The organism is Deltaproteobacteria bacterium, assembly GCA_016223005.1.
In the GTDB taxonomy this organism is placed as follows: Bacteria; Desulfobacterota; GWC2-55-46; order UBA9637; family GWC2-42-11; genus JACRPW01.
In genome coordinates, this window is record JACRPW010000001.1 from 1 (window position 1) to 16,582 (window position 16,582).

Annotated in this window: 14 protein-coding genes; 6 read left to right on the top strand and 8 right to left on the bottom strand. The window is 40.2% G+C overall.

What is annotated here, in order from left to right; translation table 11 throughout:
• Positions 1 to 625: 625 nt before the first annotated feature.
• The 3 genes from hflX to HZC45_00015 form a co-directional block, all read right to left on the bottom strand.
• Complete coding sequence (gene hflX, locus HZC45_00005; protein ID MBI5681554.1) at positions 626 to 2,242, bottom strand: GTPase HflX; 1,617 nt, start codon at positions 2,240 to 2,242, stop codon at positions 626 to 628.
• Between the two features lie 98 nt (positions 2,243 to 2,340).
• On the bottom strand, positions 2,341 to 3,249 hold the full coding sequence (locus tag HZC45_00010; GenBank protein MBI5681555.1) for a DUF1926 domain-containing protein: 909 nt from the start codon (positions 3,247 to 3,249) through the stop codon (positions 2,341 to 2,343).
• Entirely contained in the window at positions 3,243 to 4,352 is a 1,110-nt protein-coding gene (locus HZC45_00015) for a DUF1925 domain-containing protein (GenBank protein MBI5681556.1), read from the bottom strand. Before HZC45_00015 ends, HZC45_00010 begins: the two co-directional genes overlap by 7 nt.
• Positions 4,353 to 4,382: 30 nt before the next feature.
• On the opposite strand from HZC45_00015, the gene HZC45_00020 reads away from it, so the two are divergent.
• Together HZC45_00020 and radC are read left to right on the top strand one after the other, a co-directional pair.
• Complete coding sequence (locus HZC45_00020; GenBank protein MBI5681557.1) at positions 4,383 to 6,728, top strand: endonuclease MutS2; 2,346 nt, start codon at positions 4,383 to 4,385, stop codon at positions 6,726 to 6,728.
• A gap of 3 nt (positions 6,729 to 6,731) precedes the next feature.
• A complete protein-coding gene (radC, locus tag HZC45_00025) occupies positions 6,732 to 7,424 on the top strand; it encodes a DNA repair protein RadC (protein MBI5681558.1) in 693 nt (230 codons plus the stop codon).
• Here the strand turns inward: radC and hpt are convergent.
• From hpt to HZC45_00040, 3 genes are all read right to left on the bottom strand, one after another.
• Entirely contained in the window at positions 7,402 to 7,944 is a 543-nt protein-coding gene (hpt, locus tag HZC45_00030) for a hypoxanthine phosphoribosyltransferase (protein ID MBI5681559.1), read from the bottom strand. The two genes, radC and hpt, sit on opposite strands and share 23 nt — an antisense overlap.
• Before the next feature lie 5 nt (positions 7,945 to 7,949).
• Positions 7,950 to 8,957, bottom strand: a complete 1,008-nt coding sequence (gene amrS / locus HZC45_00035) for an AmmeMemoRadiSam system radical SAM enzyme (GenBank protein MBI5681560.1) — start codon at positions 8,955 to 8,957, stop codon at positions 7,950 to 7,952.
• A gap of 86 nt (positions 8,958 to 9,043) precedes the next feature.
• Complete coding sequence (locus HZC45_00040) at positions 9,044 to 9,547, bottom strand: ATPase (GenBank protein ID MBI5681561.1); 504 nt, start codon at positions 9,545 to 9,547, stop codon at positions 9,044 to 9,046.
• Positions 9,548 to 9,824: 277 nt separating this feature from the next.
• Between HZC45_00040 and HZC45_00045 the strand changes: the two genes are divergently transcribed.
• The 4 genes from HZC45_00045 to rsmB all read left to right on the top strand — a co-directional run bounded on the left by HZC45_00045 (position 9,825) and on the right by rsmB (position 14,046).
• Positions 9,825 to 10,115: a septum formation initiator family protein gene (locus HZC45_00045; GenBank protein ID MBI5681562.1), complete on the top strand. Its 291-nt coding sequence runs from the start codon at positions 9,825 to 9,827 to the stop codon at positions 10,113 to 10,115.
• 6 nt (positions 10,116 to 10,121) lie between these two features.
• Entirely contained in the window at positions 10,122 to 10,940 is an 819-nt protein-coding gene (locus tag HZC45_00050; protein ID MBI5681563.1) for an acyltransferase, read from the top strand.
• A 65-nt stretch (positions 10,941 to 11,005) separates the two neighbouring features.
• Complete coding sequence (locus HZC45_00055) at positions 11,006 to 12,694, top strand: arginine--tRNA ligase (GenBank protein ID MBI5681564.1); 1,689 nt, start codon at positions 11,006 to 11,008, stop codon at positions 12,692 to 12,694.
• 20 nt (positions 12,695 to 12,714) lie between these two features.
• Positions 12,715 to 14,046, top strand: a complete 1,332-nt coding sequence (gene rsmB, locus HZC45_00060; protein MBI5681565.1) for a 16S rRNA (cytosine(967)-C(5))-methyltransferase RsmB — start codon at positions 12,715 to 12,717, stop codon at positions 14,044 to 14,046.
• Positions 14,047 to 14,078: 32 nt separating this feature from the next.
• Here the strand turns inward: rsmB and HZC45_00065 are convergent, their stop codons facing one another.
• Both HZC45_00065 and HZC45_00070 read right to left on the bottom strand, forming a co-directional pair.
• Complete coding sequence (locus tag HZC45_00065) at positions 14,079 to 15,131, bottom strand: threonine synthase (protein MBI5681566.1); 1,053 nt, start codon at positions 15,129 to 15,131, stop codon at positions 14,079 to 14,081.
• Positions 15,132 to 15,201: 70 nt separating this feature from the next.
• Positions 15,202 to 16,581 (bottom strand): homoserine dehydrogenase, encoded by a 1,380-nt coding sequence (locus HZC45_00070; GenBank protein MBI5681567.1) that lies wholly within the window; start codon positions 16,579 to 16,581, stop codon positions 15,202 to 15,204.
• Between the last annotated feature and the right edge of the window lies 1 nt (position 16,582).

Consider the following 16,582-nt stretch of genomic DNA (forward strand, 5'->3'; position numbering starts at 1 on the left):
GAACAAAGCACGACCCATGCTTCGCATGGGTGCCCCGGGCGCGACAAAAGCGAGGAGTGAGGCGTATTTTAAGCATACGCCGCAACGACCTGTCTGCGTGCAACGCACAGGCAGGCAACGAAGGTATGCGAAGTTATGACGCTATGTATAGTTTATGCTAATTCATAAGGAAAGGCAACCAATCTATGAGATCTATGAGATTGTTTTTCCTATATTGTTTTTTACTGTTTTGCCTTGCTTTTCAGGTTAGGTTTTGGTAAAAGGCAAAAAAGGAAAGTGAATAAGAACTTGTTAGGTATTTAGAGTTAAAATGGAAGGATATTTATGGTCATTCTCGGCTCTTGTAAGTGTTGTCGTGGTCGTGTTAGCCATGAAGCTAAATCTTGTCCCCATTGCGGACAGCCAAATCCAGTCACGAATCCCTGTGGAGACTCATTGCAAAATATTATATCGTCCATACAAGCAGGCGATACTGTAAATGCCTGCAAATTGGTTAGGAATGCAACTGGCTGGTCGTTACTAGAGGCGAAGCAATTTGTGGACTCATTGTGTGTGTGAGGTAAAATTATTTAGGGGAAAATAGGGACATTGACCATTAAAAGACAATGAAAGCCTAACCATTCACTTAGAAATCCCACAACCTCTGCTCTATCGCTTTTAACAGCCTCTTCAGTGTTTCTGTCTGGAAAGCAGATATTGAAACAGCGTCAAATCTCCTGCAAAGATTTTTTAAAACTTCTTTGTCAACCTTATCCTCTTTATTAAAAACCAGAATGCTGGGGATATTATCAAGTCCTACATCTTTAAGGATTTTATGGACAGAGTCAATCCTTTTTTCAAAATTCGGACTGCTCACATCAACAAGATGGACAAGCAAATCAGCATCCTTCATCTCTTCAAGTGTCGCCTTGAATGCAGTCAATAAATCCTCTGGCAAATCTCTTATAAAGCCGACTGTATCTGTGATTATTGCATCCCTCTCTCTTGGAAACCGCAGTCTCCTTGAGGCTGTATCAAGGGTCGCAAACAAAAGATTTTCAGTAAATGTCTCGCTCTTTGTAAGCGCATTTAAAAGCGTTGACTTGCCTGCATTTGTATAGCCGACAATGGATATAATCGGTATGCCTGTTTCTGCCCTGCGCCTTCTCCTTTCATACCTGCCTTTGCTTAATATTTTTAACTGTTTTTCAAGATGTGTAATCCTGTCCTGCACCCTGCGTCTGTCATTCTCAAGTTTTGTCTCGCCGGGGCCCCTTCCGCCAATGCCCCCTTCAAGCCTTGATAATGCTGTTCCCTTGCCTGTTAATTTAGGCAATAAATATTTCAACTGCGCAAGTTCAACCTGCACCTTGCCGTCCCTTGAGTGCGCGCGGTTTGCAAAAATATCAAGAATCAACTGCGTCCTGTCAATTACCTTTAATTCTGTGATTTCTCCAATCTCCCTAACCTGTGTCGGCGTCAGTTCCTGATTGAATATGAGCAAACCTGCCTCATTCTGCAGCGCCTTTACAATGAGTTCCTTGATTTTCCCCTTGCCCAAAAGATATTTTGGATTGATTTCTTTCGGCCTCTGGATGATTGTGTCAAGCACAGAGATATTGTCTGTCCTTGCAAGTTCCTTTAATTCCTCAATGGATTCTCCCTGTGTTTCTTTATCCTCTTTTGAAACGCTTACAAGTATTGCCCGCTCCCTTTTATCATTCACATCCCTTGTAATCGCCCTGCCCATCTCATCCTCAATCGCAGAGATGCGCTCATTAAACTGCATTTCAAATCTATGAAACTGCATCGCAGGATGGATTTCATAAGGTTTTGCATCCAGGTTAAAAGGCAATAAGTGGGCAAGATAAATATTCCCCGGAAGTCCGTTTTCCAAAACCTCGATTGCAGCCATAATATCCAGCCTTAAAATGGCAAGGTCAGTTAAGTCATCCTGAGAAAGAGGTTCATTTTTTAAGTGCGTGTGAATGCACCTGACGCCGCGAAGCCGCTTTCTTCCAAGAGGATATTTTTCAAGGACAGGGATAACAATCTCTTTTTCATCGCCGACAATCACATATTCCACAAACCCCTGCCTGTTTACAATAAGACCGATTTGGCGGTTTATCTCTCGGGATATCTCTGTAATATATCGGGCGAGTTCAGGTGTGATGAGTTGAGATGCAGGAATTCTGCGGTTATAAATCCTCTGAATCCTTTTTATCTCATTTGCCTTAAGTCCGTTTGTATTGCCGTGTATGATTGGGATGTTGTTGCTCCTTTATGGTTAGTTCACGCTGAAAAATGCCACGTTCTATGACTTTGTCATGGCGCCCTGTTTGCTGTAATTTTAGTTAATCATCAGGAATGAGGCTGCATAGCAAGGCTGGAAACATCTATAAGTAATTCTATTTTACAGGTTTCTCTGGGAGCCAATTTTAATTCCCATGAAGGCAGCCAGCAGAGTCCCTGAAAGTTTTTTTCAAAACCTGCCTCTGATAAAGATACGGTTTCAACAGGATATATATATAGATTGGCAGTAGGTTTAAACTGCATCTTAAACTTTAAGCCTAACCAGTCCTCTTGAAGTTCGAACTCTTCCATCATGCCTAAATTTTGCTGCTTCATTCCAAAACCAATAAGGATGTTCCATTCTGATAAGAATACTGTATGTAAAGGGAGGGTATCCAGATTGGTTATCTGATAGACAATCTTTATGGATGATTTTTGAGCAGGACAAATCTTTTTTTGGAGTCCAACATGCTTACTAGATACCATGCCATTATAATACAACAGCACATCTGAGTTATCTCTGTTAATCTTGTATGTATAGTCTGCATCAACAAAACTTCCGCAATCCATATAGTTTCCTGATAGAAAGGCATCTATGGGTGTATCAGGTGCTGCAAAATGGTCAACGAGGGAGCGCCTCTCATAGGTATCATAGATAAGTGCCTTTTCCAGACCTGTCTCTTTTGATGCAAAGGGTCCATGAATACTTTTTGCCACGCCTTGTCCTGTTTTTGTTTCAAGAGGTCTGATTTTATTGTGATACCCTTCATATCGTCTTGTAAGGACATTCGTCAGATTATAGGGAACTGGTTTAAAGTCCAGTTCCTGAACTACCCCGCCATTATGTGGTTTCAGGTAGATATTAAAGTCAGGGGTCTTGATAAGTATCTCCTTCTTGTCATCAGCATCAAGATCATCTACCTCGACTCTCGTCCCTTGATAATCGCCCGCTTCTTCTAAAAGATTTTCTGCTATAATAAGTGGCGAGCTGTAATCTGTGAACTGTGAGCTGCTAACTGCTTACTTACCATCAGCATCCTCTTATGCATCCAGTTTGCCTCACTGTATTTTGCCATAAAGTTACGCCACATTCCGCCCTGAAGAAATCTCTTTATCCTTTCACCGTCCTGCCATGTCTTTATATCATTTACCAGATTTGTGTATTCAAATGATGCCTCTGCGGGCAGCGCCCATTCACCCATTTCCATATATGAAGTTGTTGGGAGATAAACTCTGCCGCATGGATTATTGCCTGCAATGTATTCAGAAAATGTTATAGGTTTTATCCACTCAAGATTAGATGTTAATACCTCTGAAAACCTTTCAAGCCATCTATCAATATAAACCCACTTATGAGTATCGGGCCATGCACCAAATTTCTCGCCGTCATCAGCAAACACAGTAAGTGGTGAGTGGTGAGTAGTGAGTGGTGATTTCTGTTCCAATTCATTCAGGTGTTCAATGAATTTTTCAGGTGACTCAAAGGGCATAAGATAACGTAGCCTTTCACTGCCGGGAAACACCTTTAAAGGATACCCCATTTCCTCTGTTAAGTAATACCCTGACAGATTTTCTTTCTTAAGTCCTGCCTTTACAAAGTGATAGTCATCAACAACAACATATTCAACACCTGCTTTATGTAAAGATTTAGGCAGGCGTGGTTCCCATACCCTCTCTGTAAGCCAGATACCCCGCGGTCTAACCCCAAAGGATTCATGTAATTTATCTGACATCAGTTTTATCTGCCCAATCCTGTCCCCTTCAGGAATAGCAATAAGAACAGGCTCATAATATCCACCTCCCAGCATCTCAACCTGTCCCCGTTCAATCATTGTGCCAAGAAGTTCAATATATTCTTTATGGTTCTCCATAAGATAATCCAGAAGATACCCTGATATATGGAGAGATAATTTTATGGATGGGTAGTTTGAAAGTATCTTAAGAAAGGGCAGATATGAATTTTTGTAGGCATCTTCAATTACAAAACCAAAATTACCTACAGGCTGGTGATTGTGTATGCAGAAGATAAAGTTTGTCAATGTCTTTTTTCCAAATCTCTTTCCAAATCTCTTTCTTGCCAAATCCGTTGATAATCTATATCATATATCCACATGGATAAGCAAACATTAGAGGCGTTGGAATACAATAAGATTATTGAAAGGTTGTCTTCCCTTGCCATAACATCCTGCGGTAAATCTCTGTGCAACTCTATCAAACCTTCTACAGCACTGCAGGATATAAATAATGCACTCCTGGATACCTTTGAGATGCAGGAGATTCTAAAGATTCACGGGGAATTGCCGCTTTCATGGATAATTGATGTAAGACCACATCTGAAGAAATTATCAGTTGAAAATGCCTATCTCCTTCCCGAAGAATTTTTACAACTCAAATCTACCTTTACCGCAATCCATTATATAAGAGATTTTTTTCCGCCCATATCTAAAAAATATCCAAGAATATCTTTGAAGGCTTCAAATCTGTGTATATACAATCAACTTTTGGAAGGGGTAACAAAGACCTTTGATGAAAAGGGCTGTATAAAAGATAGTGCCTCCCCTGAACTTTCATGGATAAGAAAAGAAATTCTTGAGGTAAGAAACAGGGCAAGAAATATATTAAACGAACTCTTAAGAAGGCAGGATTTGAGACCCGCGTTTCAGGATGATTTTATAACCATAAGGGACGACAGGTTCTGTCTTGCACTAAAGTCGGATTTTAAGGGCAAGATGAAGGGCATAATCCACAGTGAATCCGGAAGCGGTGAAACATACTTTATAGAACCATTTGAAACAGTAGAACTCAATAATCAACTCACCATACTTGCAAAAGACGAAAGAGATGAGGAGATAAAAATATTAAAAAAACTGTCAATCGTTGTAATGGAAAGAAGGGATGACATTACAAAGGATATTATCCTCCTTGCAGAGATAGACATGATATATGCAAAGGCAAAATTCGGCATTATGCTGAATTCAATAAAGCCTGAGGTTTGTAATGGCGGCGATGTGCATATAATAGATGCAAGGCATCCGCTTCTTGCATTAAAAGGCAGTGTTGTGCCTGTTGATATGTGTCTTAAATACGATAAGAAAGTCTTTGTAATATCAGGTGCAAATACAGGGGGCAAGACAGTTGCTTTAAAGACTATTGGACTTCTGACACTTATGGCTCAGTCAGGTTTTACAATACCAGCGGTAGAGGGGAGCAAGATAAATATATTTGATAATGTAATTGCAGACATTGGCGACAGGCAGGACATACAGTTAAACCTTTCCACATTTTCAGGTCATCTAAAAAGGCTTGGAGAAATCATGGGCACTGCTGGAGAAAATACCCTTGTGCTTATAGATGAAATCTGCGACGGCACAGACCCTGTAGAGGCAGGGGCATTAAGTCTTGCAATGCTTGAAAGGCTTGAATTCCTTGGTGCAGTAACAGTTGTAACAACACATCTAAACACCCTCAAGTCCTTTGCATACACAAATGACTTTGCTGAAAATATATCTGTAGAATTTAATGAAGTAACCTTAAAACCCACTTATAAACTGATTTACGGTATACCGGGTCAAAGCTGCGCTATAACCATTGCAGAGAAATGGGGTATAGAAAGGGATGTCATAAAAAAGGCAAAGGAGTATCTTAAAGGCACAGAGGGCGCAGGCATTGAATTTATAAAGACACTTGAATATGAAAAAAAACTCCTGATGGATGAAAGGTTGAAATTAGAAGAATTGAGCAGAGAAACTCTGCAAATAAATGAGAGAAGGAAGAAGGCAGTAAACAGATTTGATGAGGAAAGGCATGAACTTATTGAGAGGGAAAGGAAAAAGGCAGAGGAGATTATAAGGCTCGCAGAAGGGGAATTAAAAAAGATAATTGAAGAAATAAGGGCTCATGGGTTCAAGGACTCAAGGGTGCGAAGAGAGGCATTGGAAGAAATAAAAACCAAAACACTTGAGGCACTGAAAACAGAGAAAAGGAAGCCATCTTATACTCCAAAGGTTGGCGATGTCGTAAATATTATGGGCAGGCAGAATAAGGGGCGGATTATAGATATAGATGAGGATGCGGGGCAGGCAGAGGTTTTGATAGGCAGTATTAAGGTTAGGATGTCGTTTGAGAGTATTGAGTTTGCTGAAAAAAGGCATGGGGAAATAGCAGGTGATAAGTTATTTTCAGCCTTTACAATTCAGCCTTCAGCCTCATTGTCGGATGTTTCCCGTGAGATAAACATCATAGGCTTAACAATTGATGATGCCATGCCAAAGGTTGATAAATTTATAGACAACGCCTTGCTCAGCAGTATGACAAGTGTTGTGATTATACACGGCGCAGGAACAGGCAGACTGCGAAACGCTGTCCACGAATACTTAAAAAACCACAAGGCAGTCAAAGGGTTTCATTATGCTGACATAAAACAAGGCGGCAGCGGCGCAACAGTGGTGGAGTTATAGGAAATGGATTATAAAAAATCGTTTACTGTGCGAGATCTTCCAAAATCTGAAAGACCCCGTGAAAGGTTGCAGCAGTTTGGACCTGAGGCGCTTTCTCTACAGGAACTTCTGGCACTAGTAATCAGTCGTGGTGTATCTAAAAAGTCTGTAATGACTATTGCACAGGATTTGCTTGTAAAATTTGGCAGTATAAAGGCAATAAGCGAGGCATCATTAGAAGAACTCTCTCAAATAAAAGGCATCGGCTTTGCAAAGGCAGTGCAGATTAAGGCGTGTTTTGAACTTGGCAAAAGAAAGGATTCGGAACATGAACTAAAAGACTTCAATATAAAAGACCCTCAAAGTGTTGTCAAAGCCATCCAGTCCAGCATTAAGGATAAGGCAAAAGAACACTTTAAACTCATCCTTTTAAACACCCGCAATAAAATCATCGGCATCTCTACCATCTCTATTGGCTCTTTAAGTGCAAGCATAGTGCATCCCCGAGAGGTGTTTAAGGATGCAATAATGCACAGTGCCAATGCAGTTGTTTTGGTTCACAACCATCCATCAGGAGATACTGAACCTTCAGAAGATGATTTAAAGATTACAAAAAGACTGGCAGAGGCTGGTAAGATTTTAGGGATAGAGGTTTTAGACCATATAATTATTGGCAAGGATAATTACTTTAGTTTTAAAGAGAAAAGGCTGGTTTGAGTTCATATATATCTTTCAGATACCGGTACTCCTCATTAAAATCAAGACCGTATCCGACAACAAAACCGATATCCTTGTCAAGCGTGAAGCCCTTGTAATCAACCCTGACATCAACCTTTCTTTTTGATGGTTTATCAAGCAGACTGCATATCTTTATTGAAGCAGGCATCTTTTCTTTCAGATGATTTATGACAAAATGAATGGTGAGTCCTGTGTCAACAATATCTTCAACAATAAGGACATCTTTGCCTTCAACATACATCTCTATATCCTTTATCATCTCTACCGCACCTCCACTATAATCCTTTGAGCCGTAACTTGCAGCCCTTATAAAATCTATCTTTAGAGGTATATTTAATTCCCTTGCAATGTCAGACAAAAATACAAAAGACCCCTTTAATATGCCAATCAAGACAGGATTTTTATCTGAATAATCTTTTCTTATTTCAGAGGCAAGTTTTTGGACTGCTTGTCTGATTTTGGTATGTGAGATGATAGACTTTAAATGAGGTTTTTGCATTGATTTTATAGTTCTACACCATCTATACGGGCATCACAATATGGGCATCTTGAATCTTGCACGAGATTTCTTTTAACAAAAAAACCGTGTCTTTCAATGATGTTTTTCTTGCAGTTGTAACAGTATGTGGATTCACCAATGTCCCCAGGCACATTGCCTGTATAAACATATCTCAAACCCTCTTCCAATCCTATAACCCTTGCCCTGTCAATGATGGACACAGGTGTCCTTGGCAGATTGGACATCTTATATGTTGGATAAAACGCACTTATATGCCACGGCATGGTCTTATCAGTTTTATATATCCATTTTGCAATCTGCCTGAGTTCGTCTTCAGAATCGTTCTGTGTTGGTATTATAAGGGTTGTTACCTCAACCCATATACCAATTGCCCGCATATATTCAATTGACTCAAGCACAGGTGCTAATTTTGCACCGCATACCCTTTTGTAAAACTCCTCTGTGAATGCCTTTACATCCACATTCGCACCATCCAGAAGCCCTTTCATCTCATCAAGGCACTGCTTTGTCATAAAGCCATTTGTTACGAAGGTGTTTCTTAAACCCTTTTCCCTTGCCAGTTTCATACAATCATATGCAAACTCAAAAAAGATGGTTGGCTCTGTGTATGTATAGGATATACTCTGACACCCTGTCTCCAGTGCCTCATGCACAATCTCTTCAGGTGTTATATCTTCACCGAGTATCCGTTTCTGGTCTTTAGGCATTTGGGAGATTTCAAAGTTCTGGCAGTGAAGACATCTAAAGTTGCATCCAACTGTGGCAATGGAATATGAACGGCTCCCGGGTTGGAAATGAAAAAACGGTTTTTTCTCTATGGGGTCTATATGATGGGCAATGGCTTTGCCATAAACAAGGGTATAGAGCGTCCCGTTTCTATTTTCCCTGACACCGCATATCCCTTTCTTGCCATCAGCTATTCTACAATAATGGGAGCAGAGAAAGCAGTGGACATAATTTTTATCTGCTTTATTGTATAGACGCGCTTCCATAAAATACAATTACGAATTAAAAATTATGAATTACGAATTGAGGTAGATCTGGTTTTTAATTTCTAATTCCTAATTCGTAATTTCTGTTATCTACTCCACACCACCCTTGTTACCCTGTCTTGTGTCATTTTGATTATAAGTTCACCATGACATGCCTTATGCACCTTTTTACCGATGCGCTGTGCAAGTTTCTCATGGGTCGTTGTGATTTCAATAACCTTGCCGCTGTCCTTGATTTCAATAATCCTTTCCAAAGGATTTAACCCCTTTGCCCTTTCTTCCTCGTTTTTTATAAGATTCAGGATATCATTTTTATGTTCTTTCAGATAATCCCCCTTCAAAGTTACAAACCCTTCAGCATACCCATCCCTTATCTTCTGACACGCAGGACAAAGAACCATGATGGTCTTTTTGTGGTCTCTCTTTTTCATGTAAAGTTTCTCATCAAATGACCACCTTTTGTTATTATATATAGCATGGCAGTTTTTGCACAATGCCATGTCATGCTGACCCCATTTTGGGAGATAGGGGTCTTTGCAGGTATCAATTGCCTTTTTTGTAACCTTTTGTGCAGATTTTTTTACCTTCACTTTATTGTGCCTCCTTTGAATAATATTTTCAGTTGAATAACAATTTAACATTATTGCAAATATTTAGCCATAAGAAATCACTACCGTAAAATAGCGATTAAAAACCTCGCTATTTTAATTCAGCGGGAACTCCCCGCCTGTAAAGGCAGGTTTCCCCAAAAATCAATGTCTATTTTTGGTCACTATCATGAATTGCTGGAAAAATCACTGCTGGCTCTAACAGGACACACAGCCCGATGTTGACTTTTGGCGCATACTCTGTTAATTTTAGTCCAATATGGCTTTTATAAATGAAAATAATAAGGGTTACCTATATCTCCTCTCTGTATTTGTAATCTTTATGATATTTTTGACAGTATTCAGTGATAAAGGGCTGATAAAAATATATCACCTCTCCAAAGAAAGGGACAACATACGGATAAACAATGCAATAATAAATGTAGAAAATGAAAATTTAAAAAACGAAATAAACAGGCTTAAGACAGATAAGAGATACATAGAAGAAGTTGCCCGCAAAGAACTCGGTATGGTAAGACCATCGGATATTATTTACCAGTTTGAAAAATAGAGGACTATGCTAAAAATCGCAGGCATACAATTAATTACAAATGAAGATAAAGATAGTAACATTGAAAAGGCAAAGAACCTTGTGGGAGTGGCTTCTGATAAAGGGGCAAAGATTATCTGCCTCCCTGAACTCTTTAATACCCGCTGGTTTCCCAGAGATATAAACCCTGACAATTTCAAACTTGCAGAAGACGAGGCAGGACATACCTTGAATGTAATGAAGGATACTGCCAGAAGAAAAAAGGTTGTTCTTGTATGTCCGATATTTGAAAAAGACGGAGATGATTACTATAACACTGCCTTTGTCATAGACGAACATGGCGAGGTTATTGGAAAATACAGGAAGGTTCATGTCCCGCAGCTGCCGTTCTGGGAAGAAAGGTCTTATTTCAAGCCGGGCAATCTCGGCTTTCCTGTATTTGATACAAAATATGCAAAGGTAGGCATCCAGATATGCTGGGATAATTTTTTCCCTGAGGGTTCAAGGATACTCGCCTTGAAAGGTGCCGAGATTATATTTGCACCAACAGCCTCGGCATTCAGTCACTCCCATGAACGATGGGAAAGGGCAATGGCAGTAAATGCCCACATGAACGGCATATTTATATTCAGGCTCAACCGAATAGGCAGAGAGTCCCGTCAGGAATTTTATGGAAGGAGTTTTTGCGTCGGACCAGATGGAGAGTTTATTGACAAGCCTTCTGGACAATCTGACGGTGTTGTAATAGTCAGTATAAATCTTAAGGCAATAGATGTCATAAGACAGGACTGGGCATTCTTTAAAGACAGAAGACCCGACCAGTATGGAGAAATAATAAAAAAATGAAAAGCGAAAGGTGAAAAGTGAAAAACTAATGCACCTTCGTTTTTTGCTTTACACTTTACACCAAAATGAAAGATACCATCACAAACATTATAAAAAACACCCTTGATATTTGTAAAAATAAGGGCTTACTTACCATAGAAGAAATTCCCCCTATAATCATTGAAAGACCAAAGAGAGAAGAGTTCGGAGACTTCTCTACAAATGCTGCAATGCTTATTGCATCAAAAGAGGGCGAGCCTCCCCGCAAGATAGCGGAGATAATAACTAGAGAGATAAGGGATGAAGGAAAGATTATCAAAAAGGTTGATATTGCAGGACCGGGCTTTATAAATATATTTGTTGAAAAAGGGCAGTGGCTTAAATCTTTAAAAGATATAGCAGTAATTGGGAATAGATATGGACAGACTAACATTGGAAAAGGCAAAAAGGTTCAGATAGAGTTTGTCAGTGCAAATCCAACTGGACCGCTTCACATAGGACATGCAAGGGGCGCTGCTGTAGGAGATGCGCTTGCAAATATCCTTGAGTCTGTTGGCTATGATGTATTCAAAGAATTCTATATTAATGACAGGGGCAGGCAGATAGAAACTCTGGGCAGGTCTTGCTATATTCGTTACAAACAACTCCTTGGTGAAAAGGCTTCAATGCCGGAAGACTTTTACAGGGGTGAATACATAAAAGATATTGCCCGTGATTTAGTCTCAAAGTATGGCAGCAAATACTCTGGGGACAGATTTAAAATCTGTCCCCAAACACCTGAACCAGTGCAAGAGATTGCTAGATTTGCCAAATCTATTCTTTTGAACCATATCAGAAAAGACCTTGAGGATTTTGGCGTAACATTTAATAATTGGTTCAGCGAAAGCGGCCTTTATGAAAAAGGGTTTGTGGATAAGACAATAGACGAACTCAGAAAAAAAAGGGTTGTGTTTGAGCAGGACGGCGCAGCATGGTTTAAGACAACTGATTTTGATGATGACAAGGACAGGGTTTTAGAGAAGGCGGACGGCGAAAAAACATATTTTGCATCTGATGCTGCATATCATCTGGATAAAATAAACAGGAAGTTTGATACAATAATCAATATCTGGGGCGCTGACCATCACGGGTATGAGGCAAGGATACGGGCAGTGTTTAAGGCAATGGGATATGATGATAAGGAGATGCTGAAAATCATCTTTGTTCAACTGGTCTCTCTTTTAAGAAACGGTGTAAATGTGCCAATGGGTAAAAGGGAAGGCGATTTTGTAACACTGCGGCAGGTTCTTGATGAGGTCGGCAGGGATGCATGCAGGTTTTTCTTTCTGATGAGAAAATCCGATGCCCATCTTGAATTTGACCTTGAACTTGCAAAAAAACAGGCGCCTGAAAATCCTGTATTCTATGTCCAGTATGCCTATGCAAGGATATGCAGCATAATAAAACATGCAAAGGAAAATAATGTTGAATGCCCTTGCTCTGAAGATGTAGATTTAAGCCTTTTAAATCAGGATGAGGAACTAACCATTATCAAAACCCTTGTAAGTTTCCCTGATGTCCTTGAAACCTGCGCAGTATCCCTTGAACCCCATAAACTTACATTCTATCTGCAGGAATTGGCAGGGATCTTTCATCCGTACTATAATAAAAACAGGGTTGTTTCTCCGGATAATATCCCTTTAAGCAAGTCAAGGCTGTTTCTCTGTAATGCTGTAAAGACAGTAATAAAAAATGGACTTTCCATCCTAAAGGTCTCTGCACCGGATGTTATGTAATATACTATCCCACACCATTCATGCAAGTAAACCCTGCCAGAAAGATTGCCCTTAATATCCTCATAAGGATAGGGTTAGAAGACTCTTTTGCTGACATACTGCTGGCTAATGAACTTGAAAAGGGCAGCCTCTCACAATTAGATAAATCCCTTACAACAGAACTTGTCTATGGTGTCCTACGATGGAGACTCAAGATAGACTGGATTATCAACCAATTTTCAAAAATCAAGACAAAGAAGATGGAGCATACTGTCCTGAACGCGATAAGGCTTGGTGTTTATCAACTTCTCTTTCTTACAAAGATACCTGCCTCTGCTGCAATAGATGAGTCTGTTAAACTTGTTAAAAAAAGCTGCACAAAGAAATCGGGATTTATAAATGCTGTTTTAAGAAGGATTGACGCTGAAAGAAAGGATATAATATTTCCCAATATCAAAATAGAGCCTATAAAATATGTTTCTGTTGTATTTAGCCACCCTGATTGGCTTATTGAAAGATGGATTACCAGATACGACGTTGCACAGACAATAAAAATTTGTCAGGCAAATAATCAGATACCTCCGGTTGTTGTGCGGGTCAACACATTAAAAACAACAAGAGATGACTTCTTAAAAAGACTTGCAGATCACGGCATAGATGCAGAAAAGACAAGATATTCTCCTGACGGTGTAATTGTAGGCAGGGGTTTTTATCCGCAGATGGAAATGCTGCCGCAGGAACTCTTTTATATTCAGGATGAGGCATCTCAAATGGTTTCGTATCTCCTTGCACCAAAACCCGGAGAGGGTATCCTTGATACCTGTGCTGCACCGGGCAGCAAGACAACACACATGGCACAGATGCTCAATAATAAAGGATGTATCTATGCAATGGACATCCATAAATCAAGGCTGGAAACAATCTCACAAACCTGCAAAAGATTGGGCATAAATATTGTAAAAACATTTTTGAGTGATGGAACTAAAGATTTGCAATTTGTTCCCCAAAACGGTTTTGACGCCGTCTTGATAGATGCGCCATGCTCAGGTCTGGGTGTGCTCCGCAGAAACCCTGATGCAAAATGGAAGAAACCTGACATGAATGGGTTGACCAGATTACAGAAAGGGATTTTGGAAAACCTTTCCAGATATGTAAAAAAGGGCGGAAGACTTATATATTCAACATGCACAACCGAACCAGAGGAAAATGAAGAAGTTATATATGGGTTTCTTAAAGCCCACACTGAATTTAAACTTACAAATGCAAAAATGTTTTTGTCGGATACCATTGTTGATGAAAACGGTTTTTTGAGGACATCTTCACATAAACATAATATGGATGGGTTTTTCGGGGCAAGGATGGAGAGGATATGAACCAATGTGGTTTTATTAGTGCATAATTTGGGTTAAAACCCCAACACCTTAACAACCTTTTTCAAATTAGGCGGAAGTGTAATCGGTTTATCAGATGATTTAATTGCTGTATCAGGGTCTTTTAAGCCGTGTCCTGTAAGTGTGCATACAATTGTATCGCCGTTTTTAAATATGCCCTTTCTGTGCATCTTGATTACACCTGCCAAAGATGCGGCAGATGCAGGTTCTGCAAATACCCCTTCCCTTGAGGCAAGGAGTTTATATGCATAAATGATTTCATCATCAGAGACCATATCAATCACGCCCCTTGATTCATCCCTTGACTTTACGGCATTCTGCCAACTTGACGGATTGCCAATCCTTATTGCGGATGCAACAGTCTCAGGCTTTTTAATGGGATGTCCAAGGACAATGGGCGCTGCACCTTCTGCCTGAAAGCCGAACATCTTTGGAAGGGTTTTTGTAATACCTTTTTCTTTGAACTCCTTATACCCATTCCAGTATGCAGTTATATTGCCTGCATTCCCAACAGGCAGGAAATGGTATATCGGCGCAAAACCGAGATAATTACATATCTCAAACGATGCTGTCTTCTGTCCTTCAAGCCTGAACGGGTTTATGGAATTTACAAGGGTTACAGGATATGTCTTTGAGATTTCTCTTACGATAGTCAGCGCATCATCAAAATTTCCTTCAATCTGGATCACCTCTGCACCGTGCATCATTGCCTGAGAAAGTTTGCCAAGCGCAATCATCCCTTCAGGTATAAGGACATATGCGCGAAGCCCGCCTCTTGCTGCATACGCTGCAGCAGACGCAGATGTATTCCCAGTGGAGGCGCATATAACAGCGTGAGAGCCTGATTCCTTTGCCTTTGACACAGCCATTGTCATGCCCCTGTCCTTAAAAGAACCGGTCGGGTTTACACCCTCATATTTCAGGAACATCTTGAGATTCCCGATAATATCTGTAAGGTTATTAGCCTCAATCAAGGGGGTATTCCCTTCATTAAGTGTAACAATCGCATCGTCCTTTATATCAGGCAGATATTCCCTGAATGCCTTTATGACACCATTCCATCTCATAATGAACTCCTAGTGTAAAGAATTGTAACTCAAGGCTTTAGCCTTGACATCAAACCCCTGATAAAAACATTCAGGGGCAGGCTCTAAAGGTTTGAGTTACAGTTTTTGTCATAAGTCTTAATGTCTTATGTCTTGAGTCTAATCTATTCTTCTCTTCAATCCTTAAGTAAACTGTCTTGTCCAGTGTAATATCAAGTTTATCAATCTCTGAAATTGCCTGCCTCATCTCTTTTTCTTTTGCATCATGCGTAACAACAACAAGAGGGACAGCGCCGCTTACTTTTCTGTCCTTCTGAACAACAGAGGATATGCTTATATTGTAACTTCCAAGCACACCTGATATTTTAGACAGCACCCCAGGCTTATCAATAACAGAAAACCTTATATAATAAGGCATCTCCAGCAATTCCATATTCTTAATCTCCACCTTTCTTATTACAGACGGCATATAGGAAAGAGGAGATACCCTTGTCTTTATACCCATTCTCATATTCCTGCATATGTCAATTACATCAGAAACAACAGCGCTGCCTGTTGGGAGCATGCCCGCGCCTCTTCCGTAAAACATAACAGAGCCGACTGCATTGCCTTTAAGCAGGATTGCATTGAACACACCGTCAACATTTGCCAATGGGTGATTGTCAGGGAGCATTGTCGGATGCACCCTTGCCTCAATCTTTCCAGCATCCTCTTTTGCAATTGCAAGCAGTTTTATGCGGTAGCCGAATTCCTTTGCAAATTTTATATCCAGCGGCGCAACCCTTGTGATGCCTTCAATATATATGTCGTCAAGTTTTATATTCGTCCCGTATGCAAGGTTTATTAAAATTGCTAGTTTGTGGGCTGTGTCTATGCCTTCAATGTCATAGGTAGGGTCTGCCTCTGCATAACCCTTTTCCTGCGCCTTTTTTAAAACATCCTCAAACTTGCCCCCCTCATTTGTCATCTTGCTTAAGATATAGTTTGCCGTGCCGTTTATGATGCCGTAGATTGAGTTGATTTTATTTGCAGCAAGCCCTTCTTTAATTGATTTTATTATTGGTATGCCGCCGCCGACGCTTGCCTCAAATCCAATATCAACACCATTTTTTACTGCCGCATTGAAGAGCTCCTCGCCATGCGTTGCAAGGAGCGCCTTGTTCGCAGTAACAACATTTTTCTTATTCTCAAGGGATTTAAGGATAAATTTCTTTGCAGGCTCAATACCTCCTACAAGTTCAATGACAATGGATATTTCAGGATCATTTATAACATCAAAGGCATCTGTCGTTAATATCCCCTTGTCAACAGGCACGCCCCTGTCCCTTTCAATATCCTTGTCAGCAATCCTTTTAAGCACAATCTCTGCGCCAAGTCTGTCTTGAATTGTTTTCGCATTTTCATGCAAAACCTTCACGACCCCTGCGCCCACTGTGCCGAAACCTATGAGACCTATGTTTATTTTTTGCATG